The 19,064-nt window shown below is 38.5% G+C and carries 17 protein-coding genes and 1 pseudogene; 7 read left to right on the forward strand and 11 right to left on the reverse strand.

The window, feature by feature from the left end; all coding sequences use genetic code 11:
* Positions 1 to 307 precede the first annotated feature (307 nt).
* The 4 genes and pseudogenes from ADICYQ_RS16855 (at position 308) to ADICYQ_RS16870 (ending at position 5,388) form a co-directional block, all read left to right on the forward strand.
* A complete protein-coding gene (locus tag ADICYQ_RS16855; RefSeq protein WP_040416820.1) occupies positions 308 to 1,954 on the forward strand; it encodes a UxaA family hydrolase in 1,647 nt (548 codons plus the stop codon).
* Between the two features lie 26 nt (positions 1,955 to 1,980).
* The gene (locus ADICYQ_RS16860; RefSeq protein ID WP_020889854.1) at positions 1,981 to 2,796 is read left to right on the forward strand and encodes an SDR family oxidoreductase; all 816 of its coding nucleotides are present in this window, start codon (positions 1,981 to 1,983) and stop codon (positions 2,794 to 2,796) included.
* A 23-nt stretch (positions 2,797 to 2,819) separates the two neighbouring features.
* Positions 2,820 to 3,988 (forward strand): annotated as a pseudogene (uxuA, locus tag ADICYQ_RS16865) (mannonate dehydratase).
* A 41-nt stretch (positions 3,989 to 4,029) separates the two neighbouring features.
* Positions 4,030 to 5,388, forward strand: coding sequence for a Gfo/Idh/MocA family protein (locus ADICYQ_RS16870; protein ID WP_020889857.1), 1,359 nt, complete (start codon positions 4,030 to 4,032; stop codon positions 5,386 to 5,388).
* Between the two features lie 219 nt (positions 5,389 to 5,607).
* Here ADICYQ_RS16870 and ADICYQ_RS16875 read toward each other — a convergent pair whose 3' ends face one another.
* Positions 5,608 to 7,056: an NAD-dependent epimerase/dehydratase family protein gene (locus ADICYQ_RS16875; RefSeq protein ID WP_020889858.1), complete on the reverse strand. Its 1,449-nt coding sequence runs from the start codon at positions 7,054 to 7,056 to the stop codon at positions 5,608 to 5,610.
* Between the two features lie 60 nt (positions 7,057 to 7,116).
* Here ADICYQ_RS16875 and ADICYQ_RS29830 point away from each other — a divergent pair, with 60 nt between their 5' ends.
* On the forward strand, positions 7,117 to 7,674 hold the full coding sequence (locus tag ADICYQ_RS29830) for a TolB family protein (RefSeq protein WP_316929318.1): 558 nt from the start codon (positions 7,117 to 7,119) through the stop codon (positions 7,672 to 7,674).
* Positions 7,605 to 10,397, forward strand: coding sequence for an amidohydrolase family protein (locus tag ADICYQ_RS16880; protein WP_316929319.1), 2,793 nt, complete (start codon positions 7,605 to 7,607; stop codon positions 10,395 to 10,397). The genes ADICYQ_RS29830 and ADICYQ_RS16880 overlap by 70 nt, the downstream gene beginning before the upstream one ends.
* On the opposite strand, the gene ADICYQ_RS16885 is transcribed toward ADICYQ_RS16880, so the two are convergent.
* The 10 genes from ADICYQ_RS16885 to ADICYQ_RS16930 all read right to left on the reverse strand — a co-directional run bounded on the left by ADICYQ_RS16885 (position 10,398) and on the right by ADICYQ_RS16930 (position 17,695).
* Positions 10,398 to 11,150 carry an AAC(3) family N-acetyltransferase gene (locus ADICYQ_RS16885; RefSeq protein WP_020889861.1) on the reverse strand — a complete coding sequence of 251 codons (753 nt, stop codon included), beginning with the start codon at positions 11,148 to 11,150 and terminating at the stop codon, positions 10,398 to 10,400. It lies immediately after the preceding gene.
* A 219-nt stretch (positions 11,151 to 11,369) separates the two neighbouring features.
* Positions 11,370 to 11,846, reverse strand: coding sequence for a Dps family protein (locus ADICYQ_RS16890; RefSeq protein ID WP_020889862.1), 477 nt, complete (start codon positions 11,844 to 11,846; stop codon positions 11,370 to 11,372).
* A gap of 22 nt (positions 11,847 to 11,868) precedes the next feature.
* Positions 11,869 to 12,186 (reverse strand): rhodanese-like domain-containing protein, encoded by a 318-nt coding sequence (locus ADICYQ_RS16895; protein WP_020889863.1) that lies wholly within the window; start codon positions 12,184 to 12,186, stop codon positions 11,869 to 11,871.
* Positions 12,187 to 12,190: 4 nt separating this feature from the next.
* The gene (locus ADICYQ_RS16900; RefSeq protein ID WP_020889864.1) at positions 12,191 to 12,475 is read right to left on the reverse strand and encodes a rhodanese-like domain-containing protein; all 285 of its coding nucleotides are present in this window, start codon (positions 12,473 to 12,475) and stop codon (positions 12,191 to 12,193) included.
* Positions 12,476 to 12,710: 235 nt separating this feature from the next.
* Positions 12,711 to 12,950, reverse strand: a complete 240-nt coding sequence (locus tag ADICYQ_RS27805; RefSeq protein ID WP_200861906.1) for an SGNH/GDSL hydrolase family protein — start codon at positions 12,948 to 12,950, stop codon at positions 12,711 to 12,713.
* Entirely contained in the window at positions 12,929 to 13,483 is a 555-nt protein-coding gene (locus tag ADICYQ_RS27810) for an SGNH/GDSL hydrolase family protein (RefSeq protein ID WP_020889866.1), read from the reverse strand. Before ADICYQ_RS27810 ends, ADICYQ_RS27805 begins: the two co-directional genes overlap by 22 nt.
* A gap of 110 nt (positions 13,484 to 13,593) precedes the next feature.
* The gene (locus ADICYQ_RS16910; protein ID WP_020889867.1) at positions 13,594 to 14,400 is read right to left on the reverse strand and encodes a hypothetical protein; all 807 of its coding nucleotides are present in this window, start codon (positions 14,398 to 14,400) and stop codon (positions 13,594 to 13,596) included.
* 305 nt (positions 14,401 to 14,705) lie between these two features.
* On the reverse strand, positions 14,706 to 15,470 hold the full coding sequence (map, locus tag ADICYQ_RS16920; RefSeq protein ID WP_020889868.1) for a type I methionyl aminopeptidase: 765 nt from the start codon (positions 15,468 to 15,470) through the stop codon (positions 14,706 to 14,708).
* Between the two features lie 110 nt (positions 15,471 to 15,580).
* Entirely contained in the window at positions 15,581 to 16,201 is a 621-nt protein-coding gene (locus ADICYQ_RS16925; RefSeq protein ID WP_020889869.1) for a putative metal-binding motif-containing protein, read from the reverse strand.
* Positions 16,202 to 16,438: 237 nt separating this feature from the next.
* Positions 16,439 to 17,695 carry a PAS domain-containing sensor histidine kinase gene (locus tag ADICYQ_RS16930; RefSeq protein WP_020889870.1) on the reverse strand — a complete coding sequence of 419 codons (1,257 nt, stop codon included), beginning with the start codon at positions 17,693 to 17,695 and terminating at the stop codon, positions 16,439 to 16,441.
* A 724-nt stretch (positions 17,696 to 18,419) separates the two neighbouring features.
* Between ADICYQ_RS16930 and ADICYQ_RS16935 the strand changes: the two genes are divergently transcribed.
* Positions 18,420 to 19,031, forward strand: coding sequence for a DUF2911 domain-containing protein (locus ADICYQ_RS16935; RefSeq protein WP_020889872.1), 612 nt, complete (start codon positions 18,420 to 18,422; stop codon positions 19,029 to 19,031).
* The last annotated feature ends 33 nt before the right edge of the window (positions 19,032 to 19,064 follow it).

The following is a 19,064-nucleotide window of genomic DNA, read 5'->3' on the forward strand; positions in this document are numbered from 1 at the left end:
CTATTGTTCCGCTAAAATTCTTTCTCCAACAATGTCGTGCTCACATACAGACTGATTAATAATGAATTAGCCTAGTGTTTTCAGAAGGTTTCGCTTGCAATTTATTCCTGTCCTCAAATAATTTTTTCCGATAATTCTGGGATCTCTATGAAAATTCTCTTCTAACACCTCTGAAAGGGTTTTTGGAATTTTAACAATAAACCATCAAAATTAGTGGGGATTTAAAAAAAAGAAGCCCTTAGCCTCTTTTCTTTTAATTTATTTATAAATTGTGCAATCGATTGCTCAAGATAATCAAATAATTGAAATGGTGCATAAAGTTTTACAAATTCATCCTGACGACAACGTTCTGGTTGCGTTAACAGACCTTAATAAGGGCGAAATTATCCAATTTGGAAATCATGAAATTACATTAAAAAGCAGTGTTTCTGCCAAGCATAAATTCACCATTTCTGACTTAGGTCAGGATGACAAGGTTTATATGTATGGTATAATTGTGGGTAAAGCCTTGTTTCCCATTGCATCGGGTGATGTAATCACGACGAGCAACCTTGCCCATCAGACAGCGGCATACACTGGCCAAAGAAAGTCATTTGAGTGGAATGCTCCTGATGTAAGCAAATGGAAAAACAGGACGTTTGATGGCTATCATCGACCTGATGGACAGGTAGGAACGGCCAACTATTGGCTAGTCGTACCTTTGGTTTTTTGTGAAAACCGAAACATAGAAATCATGAAGCAAGCTTTTGTAGAGGAGCTGGGTTTTGCTAAACCCAATCCTTATAAATCGTTTGTGAAACAAATGAAACAACTTTATCTCGATGGAGACAAGGAAGGGCTTCAGCAGGTCGGTGTGGAAACACTAGAACTGGCAGGCGAAGAAAAGCTATTTAAAAATTTAGATGGCATCAAATTCCTAACCCATAATGGAGGTTGTGGTGGCACCAGGCAGGATTCGGAGGCCCTTTGCGCCTTGATCGCCGGATACATCAACAACCCAAATGTGGCGGGTGCAACAATTTTAAGTCTGGGATGTCAAAATGCACAACCTGCGATTTTAAAAGAAAAATTAGCCAATATAAATCCGGATTTCAAAAAACCTGTAATCATCTTAGAACAACAGGAAGAAGGGACAGAACCCCAATTGCTCACCAAAGCCATCCAATCTACTTTTCTGGCAATGACAGAGGCAGATCAACTGGTAAGAGAACCAGCGCCTTTGAGTCAATTGACTATAGGTTTGGAATGTGGTGGATCAGATGGTTTCTCAGGAATTTCTGCCAACCCATCCTTAGGTCAGGTATCTGATATTCTTGCCGGTTTGGGAGGAAAAACCATTCTATCGGAATTTCCCGAACTATGCGGTGTGGAACAGGAATTGATCAACAGGTGTACAACCGATGAGAACGCAGAAAAATTCGTGAAGTTAATGCGTGCCTATTCAGCCTCTGCTGAAGCAGTAGGTTCTGGTTTTGACATGAATCCAAGTCCAGGGAATATTAAGGATGGCTTGATCACAGATGCAATAAAATCAGCAGGAGCTGCCAAGAAAGGTGGAACCTCTCCTATTGTAGACATCCTTGATTATACTGAAATTGTCACAAAACCAGGACTCAGCTTATTGTGTTCTCCTGGAAATGATGTGGAAAGCACCACTGCAATGGCAGGTTCTGGAGCCAATATCATACTGTTCACTACAGGCCTGGGTACACCAACAGGAAACCCTATTACACCTGTTATAAAAGTATCTTCCAATCACAAGTTATCCAAACGGATGTCTGATATCATAGATGTGGACACCGGCGGAATCATTTCAGGTGAAAAGACCATTCCTGAAATGGGTGATGAGTTAATGGAACATATTATCCAAGTGGCCAGTGGTAAGATAAAAGCGAAAGCAGTTTTGTTGAATCAGGACGATTTCATACCGTGGAAACGAGGAGTATCACTTTAAATTAAATAATAACTATAATACATACAATGTCTCAATTATTTTCAGTAAAAAACAAAGTCATCATAATTAGTGGTGGAACCGGTGTTTTAGGCAAAGCAATTGCCAAACATCTGGCGTTGGAAGGTGCACAGATGATAATCCTTGGCAGGAATGAGGATAAAGTAGCTGCCCTGGTAAGTGAAATCAAAGATGATGGAGGTTATGCCTACCCTGCCATAGCAGATGTAACCAACGAAAATGACCTTACCCAGGTCAAAGAAAATCTAGAGAAAGAATTTGAGCAGATAGATGTTTTGATCAATGCTGCTGGAGGAAATATGCCTGGAGCTACTGTCATGCCAGATCAAATGGTTACTGACTTGTCTTCCGAAGCTGTAAAAACGATTATGGATCTCAATTATATGGGAACCTTCTTACCAATAAAGACCTTTTTGCCACTATTGGTGAAATCCAATAAAGCATCAATCATAAACATCTCTTCAATGGCGGCCAGCAGACCCATGACCCGTGTAATGGGATATGCTTCAGCAAAAGCGGCTATTGACAATATGACCAAATGGATGTCTGTGGAATTTGCTAAAAAATATGGCGCAGGATTACGCGTCAATGCTGTAGCACCCGGCTTCTTTTTAACCGCTCAAAATGAAGCTTTGTTAACCAATAAGGATGGTAGCCTTACACAGCGTGGAAATCAAATCATTGACCATACACCAATGGCTAGATTTGGAAGTCCAGAAGAGCTTTTTGGAGCAGTACAATGGTTAAGCAGTGAAGCTTCGAAGTTCGTAACAGGAACAATTACAGAAATTGATGGGGGATTTAGCGCGTATTCAGGAGTATGAGCAGCAATAAGCAACCAATATATATGGAACAAACCATGCGATGGTATGGTCCAAATGATCCAGTACAGTTATCAGATATCCTACAATCAGGAGCTACAGGCATAGTAACTGCCTTGCATCAAATCCCCAATGGCCAGGTTTGGACAAGGGAAGCAATAAAGGAACGAAAAGCCATCATCGAAGAAGCAGGATTAACCTGGTCAGTCGTTGAAAGTGTACCTGTGCACGAAAACATCAAAACCCGCTCAGGGAATTTTGAGGAATGTATTAAAAATTATCAGGAGAGCATCAGAAACCTTGCTGCCGAAGGTGTTTTCACTGTCTGTTATAATTTCATGCCTATATTGGATTGGACAAGGACCAACCTTGCTTATCCTATGGCCAATGGAGCAAAAGCACTTCGTTTTGAAATGAAAGCCATTGCTGCCTTTGACTTATTCATTCTTAAACGCCCAAGTGCTGCAGCAGATTACAGCGAAAGCATGAAGCAAAAGGCCAAGGCTCATTTTGATACTTTGTCTGAAGAGGAAAAAACCAATTGGTCAATAATATCATTGCTGGATTACCAGGAGCAGAAGAAGGTTATTCTGTAGAAGATTTTCAAAAAGCATTGGATACTTTCAAAGGAATTGATGCAAAGAAACTGGGTGAAAACCTTAATTTATTCCTCGATGCCATTGTTCCTGTGGCTGAAGAAAACAAAGTATCCGTTTGTATTCACCCCGATGATCCTCCATTCCCTATTTTCGGATTGCCAAGAGTGGTAAGTACAGCCAAGGACTATGACCGTATCCTGGAAAACAACAATAGTCCCTATAACGGTTTCACCTTTTGCACCGGTTCTTTAGGAATCAGGGCTGACAATGATCTTCCTGCAATGGTAGAAAAATATGGTGAGCACATTCACTTTATTCACTTGAGAAGTACTCAGAGGGATGAAGAAGGGAATTTCTACGAAGCCAACCACATGGAAGGTGATGTTCCTATGGCAGATGTTGTAGAAGAAATAGTGAAGTTACAGCAGAAAATTGGTAAATCACTTCCTATGCGTCCTGATCATGGACACCAAATGTTGGATGATCTGGGTAAAGTCACCAATCCTGGTTATTCTGCCATTGGAAGGTTAAAAGGACTTGCTGAACTTAGAGGTTTGGAAATTGGGATTGCCAGAAGCATCTTGAAAACAGAATAAAAGTTATTAACAATACACATTCAACTAACCTAAAAATAATTATGAATAAATCTAATGATAGCAGGAGGGATTTTATTAAAAAATCTGCTTTGGCAACCATGGGTATTTCTTCTTTAGGAGCTGTAGGGTTTTCTGCCAAAAGCTACGGAAATATCATCGGAGCAAATGACAGGATCAACCTGGCAATCGCTGGTTTAGGAAGACGATTGGGCGCATATTATGAGCCTATAAAATTAAAATCCAGCAATATAAACCTTATGTACCTTTGTGATGTAATGCCATCGCAAAGAGAAAGGGCTGCAAAAAATTTCTCGAAACACATAGATTATCAACCAAAACTTGAAAATAGTATTCTAAAAGTTTTGGAAGACAAAGAGGTGGATGCGTTGATCAATGCTACCCCTGATCACTGGCACGCACCAGGTACCTGGCTAGCACTTGAGGCAGGTAAAAATGTCTATGTAGAAAAACCTTGTAGCCACAATCCTTATGAAGGAGAGCTTTTAGTTGCTTACCAAAAGCATTACAATAAAGTGGTGCAAATGGGTAACCAGCAGCGCTCCTCCCCTGAAAGTATCCAAATCATTAAAGATATCCATGAAGGTGTGATAGGAAATGTTTACAAAGCGACAGCCTTTTACAATTCAGCAAGAGGTGAAGTGCCTAACCAAAAGAAGGCTACTCCTCCGAATGGGTTGGATTGGGATTTGTTTCAAGGACCTGCACCTAGAAGAGAATATACAGAAGAAACCTGGAACTATAACTGGCACTGGTATGGCTGGGACCATGGAACAGCTGAGGCTGGAAACAATGGCACCCATGAAATAGATGTTGCCAGATGGGCACTTCAGGTAGATTTCCCTGAAAAAGTATCTGTAGATTCAGGAAAGTACCATTGGCCGAACGATGGCTGGACCATGTACGACACAATGGATGCTGTTTTCAAATTCTCAGGCAATAGAACCATTCAGTGGGACTGTAAAAGCCGAAATGGACACAATACTTATGGTCCGGGAAGAGGAACCATTGTTTATGGAACAGATGGCTCTGTATATATTGACAGGGGTGGTTACAAACTGTTTGATAGAAAAGGTGATTTAATCAAAACCAGTGAATCAGAAAGCCAGGAAGCGGGTACTGCACTTGGAGGCGGAGGCGATATGTCTACCCTTCATGTTGTTAACTTCTTTGATGCTATTCGAGGTAAAGCAGAACAAAAAAGCCCTATAGACGAAGGTGCTAAAAGTGTGTTGCTTTGCCACTTGGCAAACATCGCTTCCAGAACTGGAGAAGTGCTGACTTGTGATTCTTCAAATGGTCACATTACGAATAGTAAAAAAGGGAAAGCCCTTTGGAAAAGAGAGTATGAAAAAGGATGGGAGCCTAAATTAAAAGCTTAACCATTTATATTTTTCTATAGATACAATCAACTTTAAATCCCCGGATATACTTCGGGGATTTTTTTTGACCAATTTTAATGGCACAGCCTAATAAACCATCTTCTTTAGTTCAGCTTGTCAATAAAAAATCAGGCTTAATTGAAGGTTTTGGACTTTAATCGGTGAAAGTTGCTCATTTATTCTTTTAAACTCATCCGGCCATAAACCATCTATTCGGTTTCAATTTAAACGTCCTTTTTTCTTAATTATCTTGTTAAGGTATTTTGCATACCTGTTCATCACCCAAAGGTGTAACCTTGCTTGGGTATTTACATAAAAGAACCATGGGATTTTAGGTACAAATTCATGGATAGCAGAAATAATATATTTACCACCCAACACCTCTCTGAACTCCAGCCAACCATAGTTTGATCGACTTACTAACCAGCCGCCAGAAATGTAAAAAAGCTGTCTTTTCTTATCACTCCTGTCCTTCACCCATGACAATTGAAGCATTGGTACTTTAATAAAAGAGATGTAAAGACTAATGACCCTTTCCTTGTCTTCTTTTGCTATTATTATAGATTTAAAAAAAGTAGGCAACCAAATCATGTACCTGTTCGCAGCCCAGTAGGCACTTTTACGAAGGTTGTTTGGTAAACGCTGAAAACTTCTAACCGTGTTTTTTTGCTTGTTAAGGGGTTTAAAAGAGGGTAGCAAAGGTTCTTTTTCAGTCTCCAGAGCAATTTTAACCGCTTCCTCATAATTCTGGTAATCAATAGGAGCTGCATCAAAAGCAAGCTCTTTGGATACCGTCATCGTATGCTTCAAACTTTCCACCAGGGGAGAGACAAGCTGGGAAGGACTTTCCCCAAAATACCCTACCCATAATTTTGACAAGCCAGGAGAGAAAAAAGGAACAGAAAACACATACCTTTTCTTCCCCATCACCATAGAAGTCTTGATTAGCATTTCCTTGTAAGTCATTACTTCAGGACTACCTATTTCTATGGCTTTATCATATACCTCTTCATTTCCTAAACAGGCATCAATTATGGTGAGTGTGTCTTTTAGCGAGATAGGTTGGGTTTCTGATTCTGTCCACTGCGGGCAAATCAAAACAGGTAATTTTTTCACAAGGTTCTTGATCATATCAAAGGAAGAACCTCCAGGCCCCACAATGATACTTGCTCTCAAGGCTGTCAAAGCAGAAGTTCCTGTAGATAAGGTTTCCTCTACCTCAAGGCGACTTCTCAAATGTTGCGACCATTCTTCTTCAGGTTCTCCTTTCGGCAAAATACCCCCCAAATAAATGATTTGTTTCACAGCATTTGCCGTAGCAGCTCTTGAAAAATTATCGGCTAGAAGCAAATCCGTATCTTCAAAGCTACCCTGATTAAGTCTGGTAGATGCATTCATCGAGTGCACCAAATAGATGGCGTAGTCCACACCTTCCAATGCTTTGGTAGTGGAAGAAATGGAATACAACTCCACCTGCCTCCATTCTATCTCTGGTTGAGGATTGTTTTCCACTTCCTTTCTACTGAGGCCTACGATATGGTACTGGTCCTTAAACCTGTCCATAAACCATTTACCTATATACCCTGTAGCTCCTGCAATGGCCACAACTTTTTTTTCTGTTAGATTCATCATAATACAAACAAGTCCATGGCCAAATTGTTGGCGCATCTATAAGTTATTCATTTTATTGCCTATATCTTTGTGTAGGCAAGTAAAAAATCAATCATTATGCGAAAGTTTTTAATAGTATGGATGGTAGGCATATTTCTGCTGTCACCTTTATTAGCTCAGGAGGAAACGGATTGGAATGTTTCCGAGCCAAATGGCGATTGGGAATTTGATCAAGTTAATTTCACTACGGATGAAGGAACCTGGATGAATTTGGATGTAAGTCCTGATGGCAGTACCATAGTTTTTGATCTGCTAGGAGACATCTACTCTATCCCTATCCATGGAGGCTCGGCAAAGCCTTTGAGAACCGGAATGCCTTTTGATGTTCAACCGCGATTCAGTCCAGATGGTGAATGGATTTCTTTTACCTCAGATGCAGGCGGAGGAGACAATATTTGGGTTATGAAGAGGGATGGAACCGAACCAAAACAAATCACAAAAGAAACCTTCCGCTTACTCAATAACGCTGAATGGATGCCCGATGGCAATTTCTTGATTGCAAGAAAGCATTTTTCTTCTGGCAGGTCCCTTGGCGCAGGAGAAATGTGGCAATACCACATCAGTGGCGGCGATGGCTTACAGCTAACAAAAGAAAAAATGACCAGCAGGATGTAAATGAACCCTCCGTTTCGCCTGATGGCAGGTACCTTTATTTTAGTGAAGACATGTCTCCGGGAGGCAGTTTTCAATACAACCGGGATCCCAACGGCCAAATTTATGTCATCAAGAGATACGATTTTGAAAACGGAGAAATAGAAACAATAACTGGTGGCCCTGGAGGGGCCGCAAGGCCACAAATATCTCCTGATGGGAGCAAACTTGCTTTTGTGAAAAGGGTAAGAACAAAGACAGTATTGTATGTCCACGATTTGAAAACTGGTGAAGAGTGGCCAGTCTATGACCAGTTAAACAAAGACCAGCAAACAGCTTGGGCCATTTTTGGCGTTTATCCAGGTTTCTCCTGGATGCCTCAAGGCGATGAGTTGGTAATATGGGCGAAAGGAAAATTGCAAAAAATAAACACCTCCAACCTTAGTCAAAGCACCATCCCTTTCTCTGTTGCCGCAAACCTGCCTTTGGCTAAAAGAGTACACTTTGAACAGCAAATCGAGCGAGAAACTTTCACGTCCAAGATGATCAGGGATGTAAGTACTTCCCCTGATGGAAAGTCCATTGTATTTAGGGCTTTGGGTTATGCTTGGACAAAAGAGCTTCCCAATGGCAAACCTAAAAGGTTAACCTCTGGAGAAGATTTTGAAGCGGAGCCCTCTTTTTCTCCGGATGGGAAAAAGATTGTTTTTGTTACCTGGAATGATTTAAACAAGGGTACAATTGCAGAAATTGAACTGAAAAGCAAAAAAACTACCACCATAACCCAGGAAAAGGGTATTTATAGACATCCCTCTTATTCCCAAGACGGGAAAAGCCTGGTATACAGAAAAGAAGGTGGCAACCGTGATCAAGGGCGAACATTCACCAAAAACCCTGGAATTTATTCCCTTAACTTAGAAACAGGTAAAAGTAAATTTATTATCGCTGATGGAGATTATCCATCCTTTGCAGAAGGGGATGATAGGATTTTCTTCCAAACAGGTGGCAAGTTCTTTGGAAATCTAACCAAAAGTCTAAAATCGGTGGACCTAAATGGAAAAGATGAAAGAACGCATATTGAATCAAAATATGGCAATCGACTGGTTCCTAGTCCGGACAATAAATGGGTCGCTTTCATTCACCTTCATAAAGCTTATGTGGCTCCCCTCGTCCTCAATGGGCAAACCAATAATCTTGATGACAATAGTAAATCAGTGCCGGTTGCAACCCTGGACAAGGATGCTGGACTTTACCTTCACTGGGCTGAAGACAGCAAGACCGTTCATTGGAGCTTGGGGGATCAGTATTACAGCAAAAATCTGAATGAGAAATTTTCTTTTTTAGGCGCAGATACCGAAGAGGAAAATGAGCTTCGGGAAGAAGGTATAAGCATAGGCCTTAGTGCAGATGTGGATCAACCAGAAGGCAGTATAGCATTTACCGGAGCCACAATTATCACCATGGAGGGAGATGAGGTCATTAAAAATGGTACCATTGTAACAGATGGGTCCAAGATCCTGGCTATTGGAGAAACTGATAAGATAAAGCTACCAAAAGGCGCGAAAGTTTATGAAATGAATGGTAAAACGATCATGCCAGGCATGGTGGATGCACATGCACATATCGGTGCCTTTAGAGATGGGCTTACGGTGAAACAAAACTGGCAATTGTATGCCAACCTTGCCTTTGGTGTCACCACATCCCATGATCCTTCTGCCAACAGCGAAACCGTATTCACCTTGTCTGAAATGGTAAAGAATGGCAGTTTAGTAGGGCCACGAATTTTCAGTACAGGTTTTATTCTGTACGGCGCCGATGGAGATTTTAAGGCTGTGATCAATAAACTAGAAGATGCCAAGTCCTCTATCCGTCGTACCAAAGCATTTGGAGCAGGCTCCGTTAAATCCTACAACCAACCAAGAAGGGACCAGCGACAACAAGTATTACAAGCCGCCAGAGAACTCGGGGTAAATGTAGTGCCAGAGGGAGGTTCAACCTTCTTCCATAACATGTCTATGGTCCAGGATGGCCATACAGGCATAGAGCATAATATTCCAATAGCGCCAGTTTACAAAGATGTACTTGAATTCTGGAGTCAGTCAAAAGTTGGCTACACCCCTACCCTCATTGTCAATTATGGTGGACTTAATGGTGAGAATTATTGGTACCAAAAGACCAATGTATGGGAAAATGAAAAGCTTTTGCGTTTTACACCCAGAGGGGTAATCGATGGCCGGTCAAGACATAGAACCATGGCACCTGATGAGGAATATGAAAATGGCCATATCCTCACTTCCAAACAAGTCAATGCCCTTGCCGATAAAGGAGTGAAAATAAACTTAGGCGCACATGGGCAATTGCAAGGTTTGGGAGCTCATTGGGAACTTTGGAGTTTTGTTCAGGGAGGCATGTCCAACCATGATGCATTGAAAGTAGCGACCATAAATGGTGCAGAGTATATTGGATTGGGCAAAGACATTGGTTCTTTAAAAGCAGGTAAATTAGCGGACCTGGTCATTATGGATAAAAATCCTTTAGATGACATCAATAACTCGAATACCATCACCCATACAATGATCAATGGAAGGCTTTATAAGGCAAACACCATGGATGAAATTGGAAACGAACCTAAAGAAAGAATGCCTTTTTATTGGGAGAACAATCTGTTTCATGAAGCCTTTCCATGGCATGAAAGTATTCAGAGCAACACGCACAGCAGTTGTGGCTGTAGTGTCAATGCCCAATAATTAATTTGCCTTGTCTACAAAATAAAAGGGGTCCTGTTGTAAATACTGGATCCCTTTTTCCCATATGGCCCTGGCATCCATTACAACACTTTTGGCTTCTAAGACATTTCCTGTTCTGTAATCCCCAAGGTCAAGAATGTTAAATAGACGGTCATAACGTTGTTCATACCCTTTAAAACCATGCCTTTGATAGGTTTTCTTTAAGGTTTCCCCATTGGAAAGCTGAAGTTCATGGTCAACCTTTTCGCCAAATAAATAAGGTGGCACGAATTTTTCCTCGACTGCATGCATGGATGTATTGGGACGTGTTCCACATCCAAGAAACATTACCTTCCCTTTAACCAATGGTAATTTGGCAAAGGGTGAGTAAGGGCCACAGGGTGTCTCATCTTTTAAGTGATCATTCAAGAGAAACGCTGCTTTGGCTCCCAAACCGCACACGGAATGAGTGGGATGAATGCTTCTTTTCACACCCGGATAAGTCCTGAAAAATTCCGTTAAACCTCCAACACAAGAAGCTGTGGTTAATTCGTTAAATACCGGCTGTGTTTTATGTACTGTTTTGTAGGAAAGGCTAGGCATTAATAATGTTCCTTCATCACCCAAATAATCCAAAACACCTTTAACAATTTTCTCAGCCCTATCGGGAAATCTCCCCAAAGCGTTAAGTGAGGAATGAATTAATAAATGGTCCCCTTTTCTTACCCCTAATCGGTAAAGATCTGTTGATAAGCGCTTCGAAATTTGATCCATTAAAATTATTGATAAGTTAAAAAAGACTATAAGAATCAAGTTCTATTTCCGATCAATAGTATTGATAAACACCTTAAATTTAGTAAAAAAAGTTTCAATAATGAGAAAACCAATCTGCATTTTTCTGATTGCGAATTCTTCTGACCGTTTACAACAAAAAAGCTTCCCTATTTATGAATGAATCATTCAAAATAGGGAAGCTAAAGATTGTTTTTAATGCTATTTATTTAAGAAAGAAGAATACATCCAAACCAACTTTTCCTGCTCACTAATGTAATCACTCATTAAGGCATTGGTACCTTCATCATCTGCATCAGCAGAAAGAGACAACAACTCTCTTTGCTTTAAAATTATTGTTTCAAAGGCTTCCAGAATGGTTTGAACTCCTTCTTTTCCATCTGAAACATTTTTAACACACTTAATTTTCGCAACATTTTTGTAATCGTCAAATGTGTGTAAAGGAGTTGCCCCCAATGTCAATATTCTTTCAGCAACTTCATCTACTTTCAAAAGTAAATCGTTGTAGAGTTCTTCGAACTTCAAATGCAACTCGAAAAACTTATCGCCTTTAATGTTCCAATGCAAACCTCTGGTGTTTTGGTAAAACATCATATAATCTGCAAGTAAATTGTTTAGGCCTTCAGCCAAGGATTTACTTTTAACTGCGTCGAGTCCAATTTGATTGGTTTTTTTCATTATCCTTTATCTTTTAAAATGATTATTTAATCTTATTTTGTAAACTGTTCCAAGCTCCACCATTGTGAACTTCATTGTAACCGTTAGCTTTTAATATTCTTTTTGCAGAAGCACTTCTCATACCACTTGCGCAACAGGTAATTATCGACTTGTTTTTGTCTTTAAACCTACCTAGATTACTACTTAACGTATCCACGGGTATATTGGTTGACCCTTTTATGTGACCACCTTGATATTCACCCTTACTCCGAACATCTAAAATAATAGCCCCTTGTTTCACCAATTCGGCAAAATCAACTTTTGGTCCAAAACCAAAGATTTTTTTGATTGTATTTATCATTATTTTATGCTGTTTGAGTTTGGTAATAATTAACATCTAACCAAGAGCCTCCATTGAAACACTCAATCCCCTGCTGCTTTAAAAATTGGGTAGCTTGTCCACTTCTACCCCCACTTGCACAACACAATACTAGGGGTTGTTTCAAGGATTTCAACTCCTCAATCCTTTTATCCAGCTCCTGTAAAGGTATGTTAATTGAACCTTCTGCATTTCCACCGCTAAACTCCATGGGAGTTCTTACATCTACAATAGTACCTTGTTTACCTTTGATTATTTCTATTACGCTCATTTTTTCTATTTTTTTAGGTTTCTCCTACCATTCAATCGAACTAGAAAATGCCTCATTTTTTTAGCCCAAGAATTGTCTTGAAAAAATGCTTGGCTTTTCTGTAATAGGATTGTTATGTAAAGATGTGACTTTGTTTTTACACCTACAGTTACATTTGTTACATAAGAGAATTTTTATTTCTTTTCACCTCTGCAGCCCTACTCCCTCTCAAACTGAAAAATCTATTTGACTCCTCTCAATTAGCATTCTTTATAAAATCAAGCTTTTTACTTACCTCATTGATCCAAACACGCGCCATTAATTCATGTCCTGCAGGCATCGGATGCACCCCATCCCAAACCCAATATTTTGCAGGTGCATTCTGGCAAGCTTTATTTAGTGGTTCTTGAAATTCAACATGAATGGTATTATAGCTTTTCGCCAACTGACGGACTATAACCTGCATTTCTTGAATCACAGTTTCCCATGCGTCCACTTTTTCTTTTGCCCAATCTGCGGGAAGTAAAAACGGTTCACATAGAATAAGACTGGTATTTGGTAGTTCTTTTTTGTTGTATCTAAAAGCGTTTTATAGTTTTCATGCCACGTTTCAATTGAGTTTTCATTTGCAATAATTCTAGATACATCATTCACACCTATTAAAATACTCAGCATATCGGGTTTAAGGTCAATGGTATCTTTTTGCCAGCGTTCTAGAAGGTCTTTTACCTTATTTCCACTGATGCCTCTATTGAAAAACATTAAATCTTCCTTGGGGTAATCAAACCAAAGTCGACTTGCAATTAGGTAGGCATAGCCATGTCCCATTATGTGGTTCCAGTCCTTATTTCTTGTTCGTGCACCGTCTGTAATTGAGTCCCCTTGAAACAATATTGTTAAACCATTCCATTTACTATCATTTTGAGTCATACCTTTGGGGTTGATTGCGGAAAGAATACTCGGAAAACTTAATCCGGTCAATCCGGTTAACCCAAGTTTTGTAAAGAATTTTCTTCTTGATGCCTGCATAATTTTTAAATTATCGTAATATTTCTCAGTGATTTGGAAAGACGTATCCACTATCACAAGTTACCCAGCATAGGATTTATCTTGGCACTTATATTTCTTGAGAGATGTTCCTAGTTGGAAACCTTTATAGGCCATCCCCAGGTTGTTAAATCTTCACTCCAAGCGATCCCAATTGAAGCGTTTTTATCAAAATCACCTTCTTGCTCTGTTTTCGGTCCTGAACCGTGAAAAAACATAAGGTATTTACCGAACTTGGGATTATCAGAGAGGTTAATCACCGTACCAGCAGTAATTCTTCCTTTAGCCCAATTCCAATCCTTTTGACCTAGCACTATCAAGTCTCCCCAATCTTTCCATTTTTCAAGATTGGTAGAGCGTTTAATCCCAATTCCATTATGCGGTGAGTGGAACAAAATGTACTCCTCGTTTTCTGTAAGTACAGTAACATTCTCTCCCGATTGGGAATTGCAGCAAAATTTCCAATTTTTCAAATCATAACTGTAAGACATACTTACTCCATTTTGCTTGTAGAAGCACCACCATTTTCCTTTTTCATCTTTGTCTTCAACTATATAAGGATCAATCATCCTTCCCATGTCAGCTTCTTTTATATCCCTACCCTTTACCATTAAAAGCTCCGGCACACTCCAATTTTCCAAGTCTTTGCTACGCATTATGAAAATCCTTGCATCAGAAGTCCCGTACATAACAGGGTCTTTATCACCCAATCCTGGTCTGGGATAGGTCTGTAAACTTAAAATCCATTCGTCCTCAAATCGAATCACATTTCCGGGGCTGCTGAAATTTAAGTTTTGATCCTTTGGCGTGATTATTTTGGTTGGACTCCAGGAGATTAGGTCTTTGGAATGACTAGTTGCTGTATAGGAATAAATAAGCCCATTTTCAGACCTTACCACCGTATAATAAAGGTGAAAGGTACGTCATGAAATAAAACCGCAGGGTCTCTGTAAGCTACTGAATCGTTACCCGCAAAAATAACTGGAGACGCTAAACGTTCTAGTAAATGCTCTTGAGCATTCGCATGTTGTGCAAAAACCAGTATATTAATTAATATCGACAAAGAAAGCCATTTCAATGTATTCATATTGAGATTTAATAATTGAGCAAATTTTAAACCCTCTATTCTAATGAATAGATTGAATGAAAGCATTCCCAATTCACTTTAATCCTCATTTTTGGTGCATTAGTACTTTGGTCATTCTCAATTCCAAAGCTCATTGGACGCTGTAAGGATAACAGGGGCACCATCTGTAATCAGAATTGTTTGTTCATGTTGGGTTACATATCCGCCTTTGTTTCCTACCAATGTCCACCCGTCCATTAGTTCAACAGCATAAGTAGATTTTGTTGAAATAAAAGTCTCAATTGCTACGGTCGTATTTTTCTTAAAGCGGTTTTTATTGCTTCTAACCCTGTAATTCAGAATATCTTCAGGTGCTTCATGCAAACTCCTTCCTACTCCATGTCCCGCTAAGTTTTTGATTACCTTAAAGCCTGATTTCCTGGCTTCCATTTCTATTAAATAACCAATGTCGGCAATTTTAACTCCTCCTTTTATATTGTTAATGGCTTTTTGTAAAATGTTTTTGGAGGCATCTATTAGCGGTTGATGGTTGTGAATATCCTTTCCAATTACAAATGAACCTCCATTGTCTGACCAGAAACCATTTAGTTCGGCAGAAACATCAATATTGATCAAATCACCTTCAACTAATGTTTTATTTACAGAGGGTATACCGTGTGCTGCTTCTTTATTAACACTGATACAAGTAAATCCAGGGAATTTATAGGTTTCATAAGGGGCGGATTTTGCTCCAAAACTTTTCAAAATTTCGCCTCCGTAATTGTCTAATTCTTTGGTTGACATTCCAACTTTAGCGAATTCTCTCATTAGCTTGAGTGTAGTTCCAACTACTTCGCTAATTTTTTTCATTCCGATTAGATCAGACTCTTTTGTTATAGACATTTCGTTTTTTGTTTAAATTTACCTTCATCTCCCAGTAGTTTTTTTTTGAGTAGACTACCACTTTATCTGATGGCTGGAAGAGACCTCAGATGAAGTAGAAGGCAATCGTTTTAATCTCTGGTCAGTTCTACCCATGAAAAGCTACCACAGCCATTATTTAAATCATTGGGGTTTGTAGGATCAGTAGTATTCTCAATATAAGATTGAGATTCGCTATCATAAAATGGTTGACAAAAGTAAAACTTATCTGTTGACAATTGAGTGAAAACAAATTTACTATACAAACCAGCATTAAAGGAATTAAGTAAGCTGTTACGGCAGATCACGTAATCAGTACCAACAACTAAAATCTCAAAGATACTCCCATTTATATTTATAAACGAACTAGTAATTGTATAAGGGTCTCCAAAATTGGATGTCCATACCCCAACTATTTTACCAATTAAACCACATTCATCAATTTCACCATCACCATTGTTATCAATATTGTCATCACATATTTCATCTGCTCCTGGATAAGCTGTGGCATTATCATCATCAAAATCAGTATTATCAGAAACATAATCAGAAGGTGCCGTACACACTAGTTGTGTACTGTTTGGATTGCCAAACCCATCTCCATCAGCATCTTCATACCAAGTTTGTTGTAGACAGTTATCTCCATTATCACAGGATCCAAGAATTGTAATTGTAAATATAAAAAGTAAATAAATTGATTTTTGATACTTCATGTTTTTCAATTTTCGAGTATGGTCGTTTTTTTTTATAATCCTAAAAGTAGTAATAACAAAAGAGTTGCTACCCACCTTCTTCTAAAGGCATTAGAATTATTACAGGAAAGGTGATAAAAATACCTGACAGCAAGAGACAAAAAGAATTTTCAATCGAATTTTACCCTTTTTAAAAGCATTGCAAATTTATATCTGGGAAGGTGATTTGGGTTTAGTGACTTAATAGTAATTCTATAATTATACATTGATCCTATTTTTAAAATTTAATGGCAAATTAAAGATGAAATTACTACCCTTTCCGATTACACTTTCTACCCAAATATTTCCACCAAGCTTTTCTACAAATTCCCGGCAAAGAACTAAACCAAGTCCCGAACCTTTTTCATTCGCGGTGCCTAAAGAGGTGATATTGGTGGAGATGTCAAAAAGTTTATCAGCTGTTTCTTCACTCATCCCTATTCCATTGTCAGCAATAGTAATTTCAACCTGCTGCTCATTTGTAGCCGTTATAACATTTATATTTCCTCCAGGATTTGTGAATTTAATAGCATTTGAAATTAAATTTCTCAAAATAGTTTTCAAAATATTTTCATCAGTATAAAATGCTATTTCTTTTGTCGTGGTATATTTCAAAGTGATATTTTTAGCAATTGAGAGCGTTTTCTCAAGATCTATTATTTCAAGGATAACTTCTGACAAAATAATTTTTTCTGGCCTGAAGCTTAGTCCACCGGTTTGAGAATTGGCCCAATTCAATAAGTTATCAAGTAAAGTCAGGGTACTTTTAGCTGTCGAATTTATTATTTCTATGTATTTTTCAGATTGTTCATTGTCAGCAACATTTTCATGCTCATTTTTAGAGAGCAATTCCGAAAGGCCTATTATATTATTAAAAGGGCCTCTTAAATCATGCGCGATGATTGAAAATAATTTGTCCTTGGTGGCATTAATCTCTCTGAATCGCCCCTCACTTTTTTTTAAGGCCAGTTCTGCTTTTTTGCTTTCGGAAATATCACGAATCACCCCAATTAGAAACTTTTTTCCTGAAGCATCAATAAACCGTGACTTTCGAGTGGAAATCATTCTGGTTTGACCTCTTACTGTAAGAGACTCTTCGTTTGTATTGTCAACTCCATCCTTAAGTACTTTGTTATCAATTTTTAAAAAACTTTCCCGCTCATCCGGAGGAACATTTTCAGCCAATGTTTTCCCTATTACCTCAGCTCTTGAAAGCTTAAAAATTTCACAAAAGGCATCATTAACTAAGATTAATTTACTTTGATCATCCTTTACGAATACAGAATCACCCATATTGTTAAGTACTGTATGTGTGAACTTCTCGCTTTCTTCCTCCTTTTCATTAATCGTTAATGATTCAATATCTTGCTTTACTTTTTCTCCTAGAACGGAAGCTTTGGATCGAAGTACCTCATTTTGCTTTTTGAGTGCGGCGATCTGATTTTCTAATTCTTGGTATGTTGGCTTTTTATTCATTTATTTAATTGTGACCAAGAGCAATCTTATTCAATTACGTACCCCTGTTTCGGATTCACTATTATTCTTACTTTCAATCCAACTCTTTTACCTTTCAAACTTAACCGGATTCTCTCTCGAAAGATTTATTTTAACAAATTCATTAATTTGGAGATGCATTCCTTATTTCATCCTATTTTTTAAAATACAATTGAATGAATATTACAAAACATTAAAGGAAATGCAATATCTTTTAATACTAAATTAACCTTTATTTTCCAATTAATATCTTTAATCTATGAAAAAGACCCTACCATCATTGAAAAGACTTGTCAATTATTGATAGGTGTTACTTTAAATTTCAATAAAATTAGCAAGTCGGTAGTTTTACTCGAAAAATTAAAAATTCACAATGAAAACATTCCTGCTAAGGAATAAAATCACCCATTACAAAGCCATCAAATTAAATACTGAAAGCGAAAATAGCCCTCCATTTATCCAAACCACTTTCAGCTGCTTATTTAACCGGATTGAAACAAGGCAAAGGAAGGTCGCTCTTGAGGGTGCCTAACAATTTCGATTTGGAACATTATTTATTCGTGTTGAAACACAGGAATTTACATTGTTTACCTATTTGTACACTTGGTCAACTTCTTTAAATGTCATGAAAATCATAATGTAAAAAAGCTGAAATTACACAAGCCTTTTGTATCTTTCCCCTTTTACAACTCAGAAACCCAATTTTATGAAAAATTCGAAATCTCTTTACCTGGCTTTGACACTATCTATTTTGATGGTCTTTTCAGCCTCTTATCAATCCCATGCCCAGCTTCAAGCCCCAGCACCAAGCCCATCAAGCTCCGTATCACAAAATGTAGGCTTCACTAAGATTAGTATAGATTATTCCTCACCTGCAGTAAAAGGTAGAACTGTATTTGGTGACCTCGTTCCTTATGGTACTCCTTGGAGAGCCGGTGCCAATGCACCAACAACCATTGAATTCAGTACAGCCGTAAACATCGCAGGAAAAACAGTAAACGCTGGTAAATACTCTGTATTTATTACTCCTGCACAATCCGGTGACTGGACCATTCATCTCAACAGCAAAGGCAATGCTATCTACGCCTATATTCAGGATGAAAAAGTAAATTCAACTGCTCTAGCAAGTGATGATGCTGTGGCCATAAAAGTAAGTCCTGCAAAAACCATGGACGCACAAGAAAGACTTTCTTATTCCATTTCCGCAGAGGACAATAAAGTTGCCAAAGTTACCTTTGGCTGGGATAAAGTGAAACTTTCCTTTATGGTAGATACACAAGTAGATCAATTAATGGAAGGCTTCAAGGGAGCTTTTTAACAAAAAAAATAATTTAGTCATAAAAAACCTCTT

Origin of the sequence: Cyclobacterium qasimii M12-11B, from assembly GCF_000427295.1 — a bacterium.
Lineage (GTDB): Bacteria > Bacteroidota > Bacteroidia > Cytophagales > Cyclobacteriaceae > Cyclobacterium > Cyclobacterium qasimii.

Bases quoted from the DNA above. Each gene is read 5' to 3' on its own strand.
- ADICYQ_RS16935 (WP_020889872.1), top strand. From the start codon at position 18,420: ATGAAAAATTCGAAATCTCTTTACCTGGCTTTGACACTATCTATTTTG.
- map (WP_020889868.1), bottom strand. From the start codon at position 15,470: ATGTCTATAACAAAAGAGTCTGATCTAATCGGAATGAAAAAAATTAGC.
- ADICYQ_RS16855 (WP_040416820.1), top strand. From the start codon at position 308: ATGGTGCATAAAGTTTTACAAATTCATCCTGACGACAACGTTCTGGTT.
- ADICYQ_RS16930 (WP_020889870.1), bottom strand. From the start codon at position 17,695: ATGAATAAAAAGCCAACATACCAAGAATTAGAAAATCAGATCGCCGCA.
- ADICYQ_RS16870 (WP_020889857.1), top strand. From the start codon at position 4,030: ATGAATAAATCTAATGATAGCAGGAGGGATTTTATTAAAAAATCTGCT.
- ADICYQ_RS16895 (WP_020889863.1), bottom strand. From the start codon at position 12,186: ATGATAAATACAATCAAAAAAATCTTTGGTTTTGGACCAAAAGTTGAT.
- ADICYQ_RS16890 (WP_020889862.1), bottom strand. From the start codon at position 11,846: ATGAAAAAAACCAATCAAATTGGACTCGACGCAGTTAAAAGTAAATCC.
- ADICYQ_RS16885 (WP_020889861.1), bottom strand. From the start codon at position 11,150: ATGGATCAAATTTCGAAGCGCTTATCAACAGATCTTTACCGATTAGGG.
- ADICYQ_RS16900 (WP_020889864.1), bottom strand. From the start codon at position 12,475: ATGAGCGTAATAGAAATAATCAAAGGTAAACAAGGTACTATTGTAGAT.
- ADICYQ_RS16925 (WP_020889869.1), bottom strand. From the start codon at position 16,201: ATGAAGTATCAAAAATCAATTTATTTACTTTTTATATTTACAATTACA.
- ADICYQ_RS16860 (WP_020889854.1), top strand. From the start codon at position 1,981: ATGTCTCAATTATTTTCAGTAAAAAACAAAGTCATCATAATTAGTGGT.
- ADICYQ_RS16875 (WP_020889858.1), bottom strand. From the start codon at position 7,056: ATGCGCCAACAATTTGGCCATGGACTTGTTTGTATTATGATGAATCTA.
- ADICYQ_RS27810 (WP_020889866.1), bottom strand. From the start codon at position 13,483: ATGCAGGCATCAAGAAGAAAATTCTTTACAAAACTTGGGTTAACCGGA.
- ADICYQ_RS29830 (WP_316929318.1), top strand. From the start codon at position 7,117: ATGCGAAAGTTTTTAATAGTATGGATGGTAGGCATATTTCTGCTGTCA.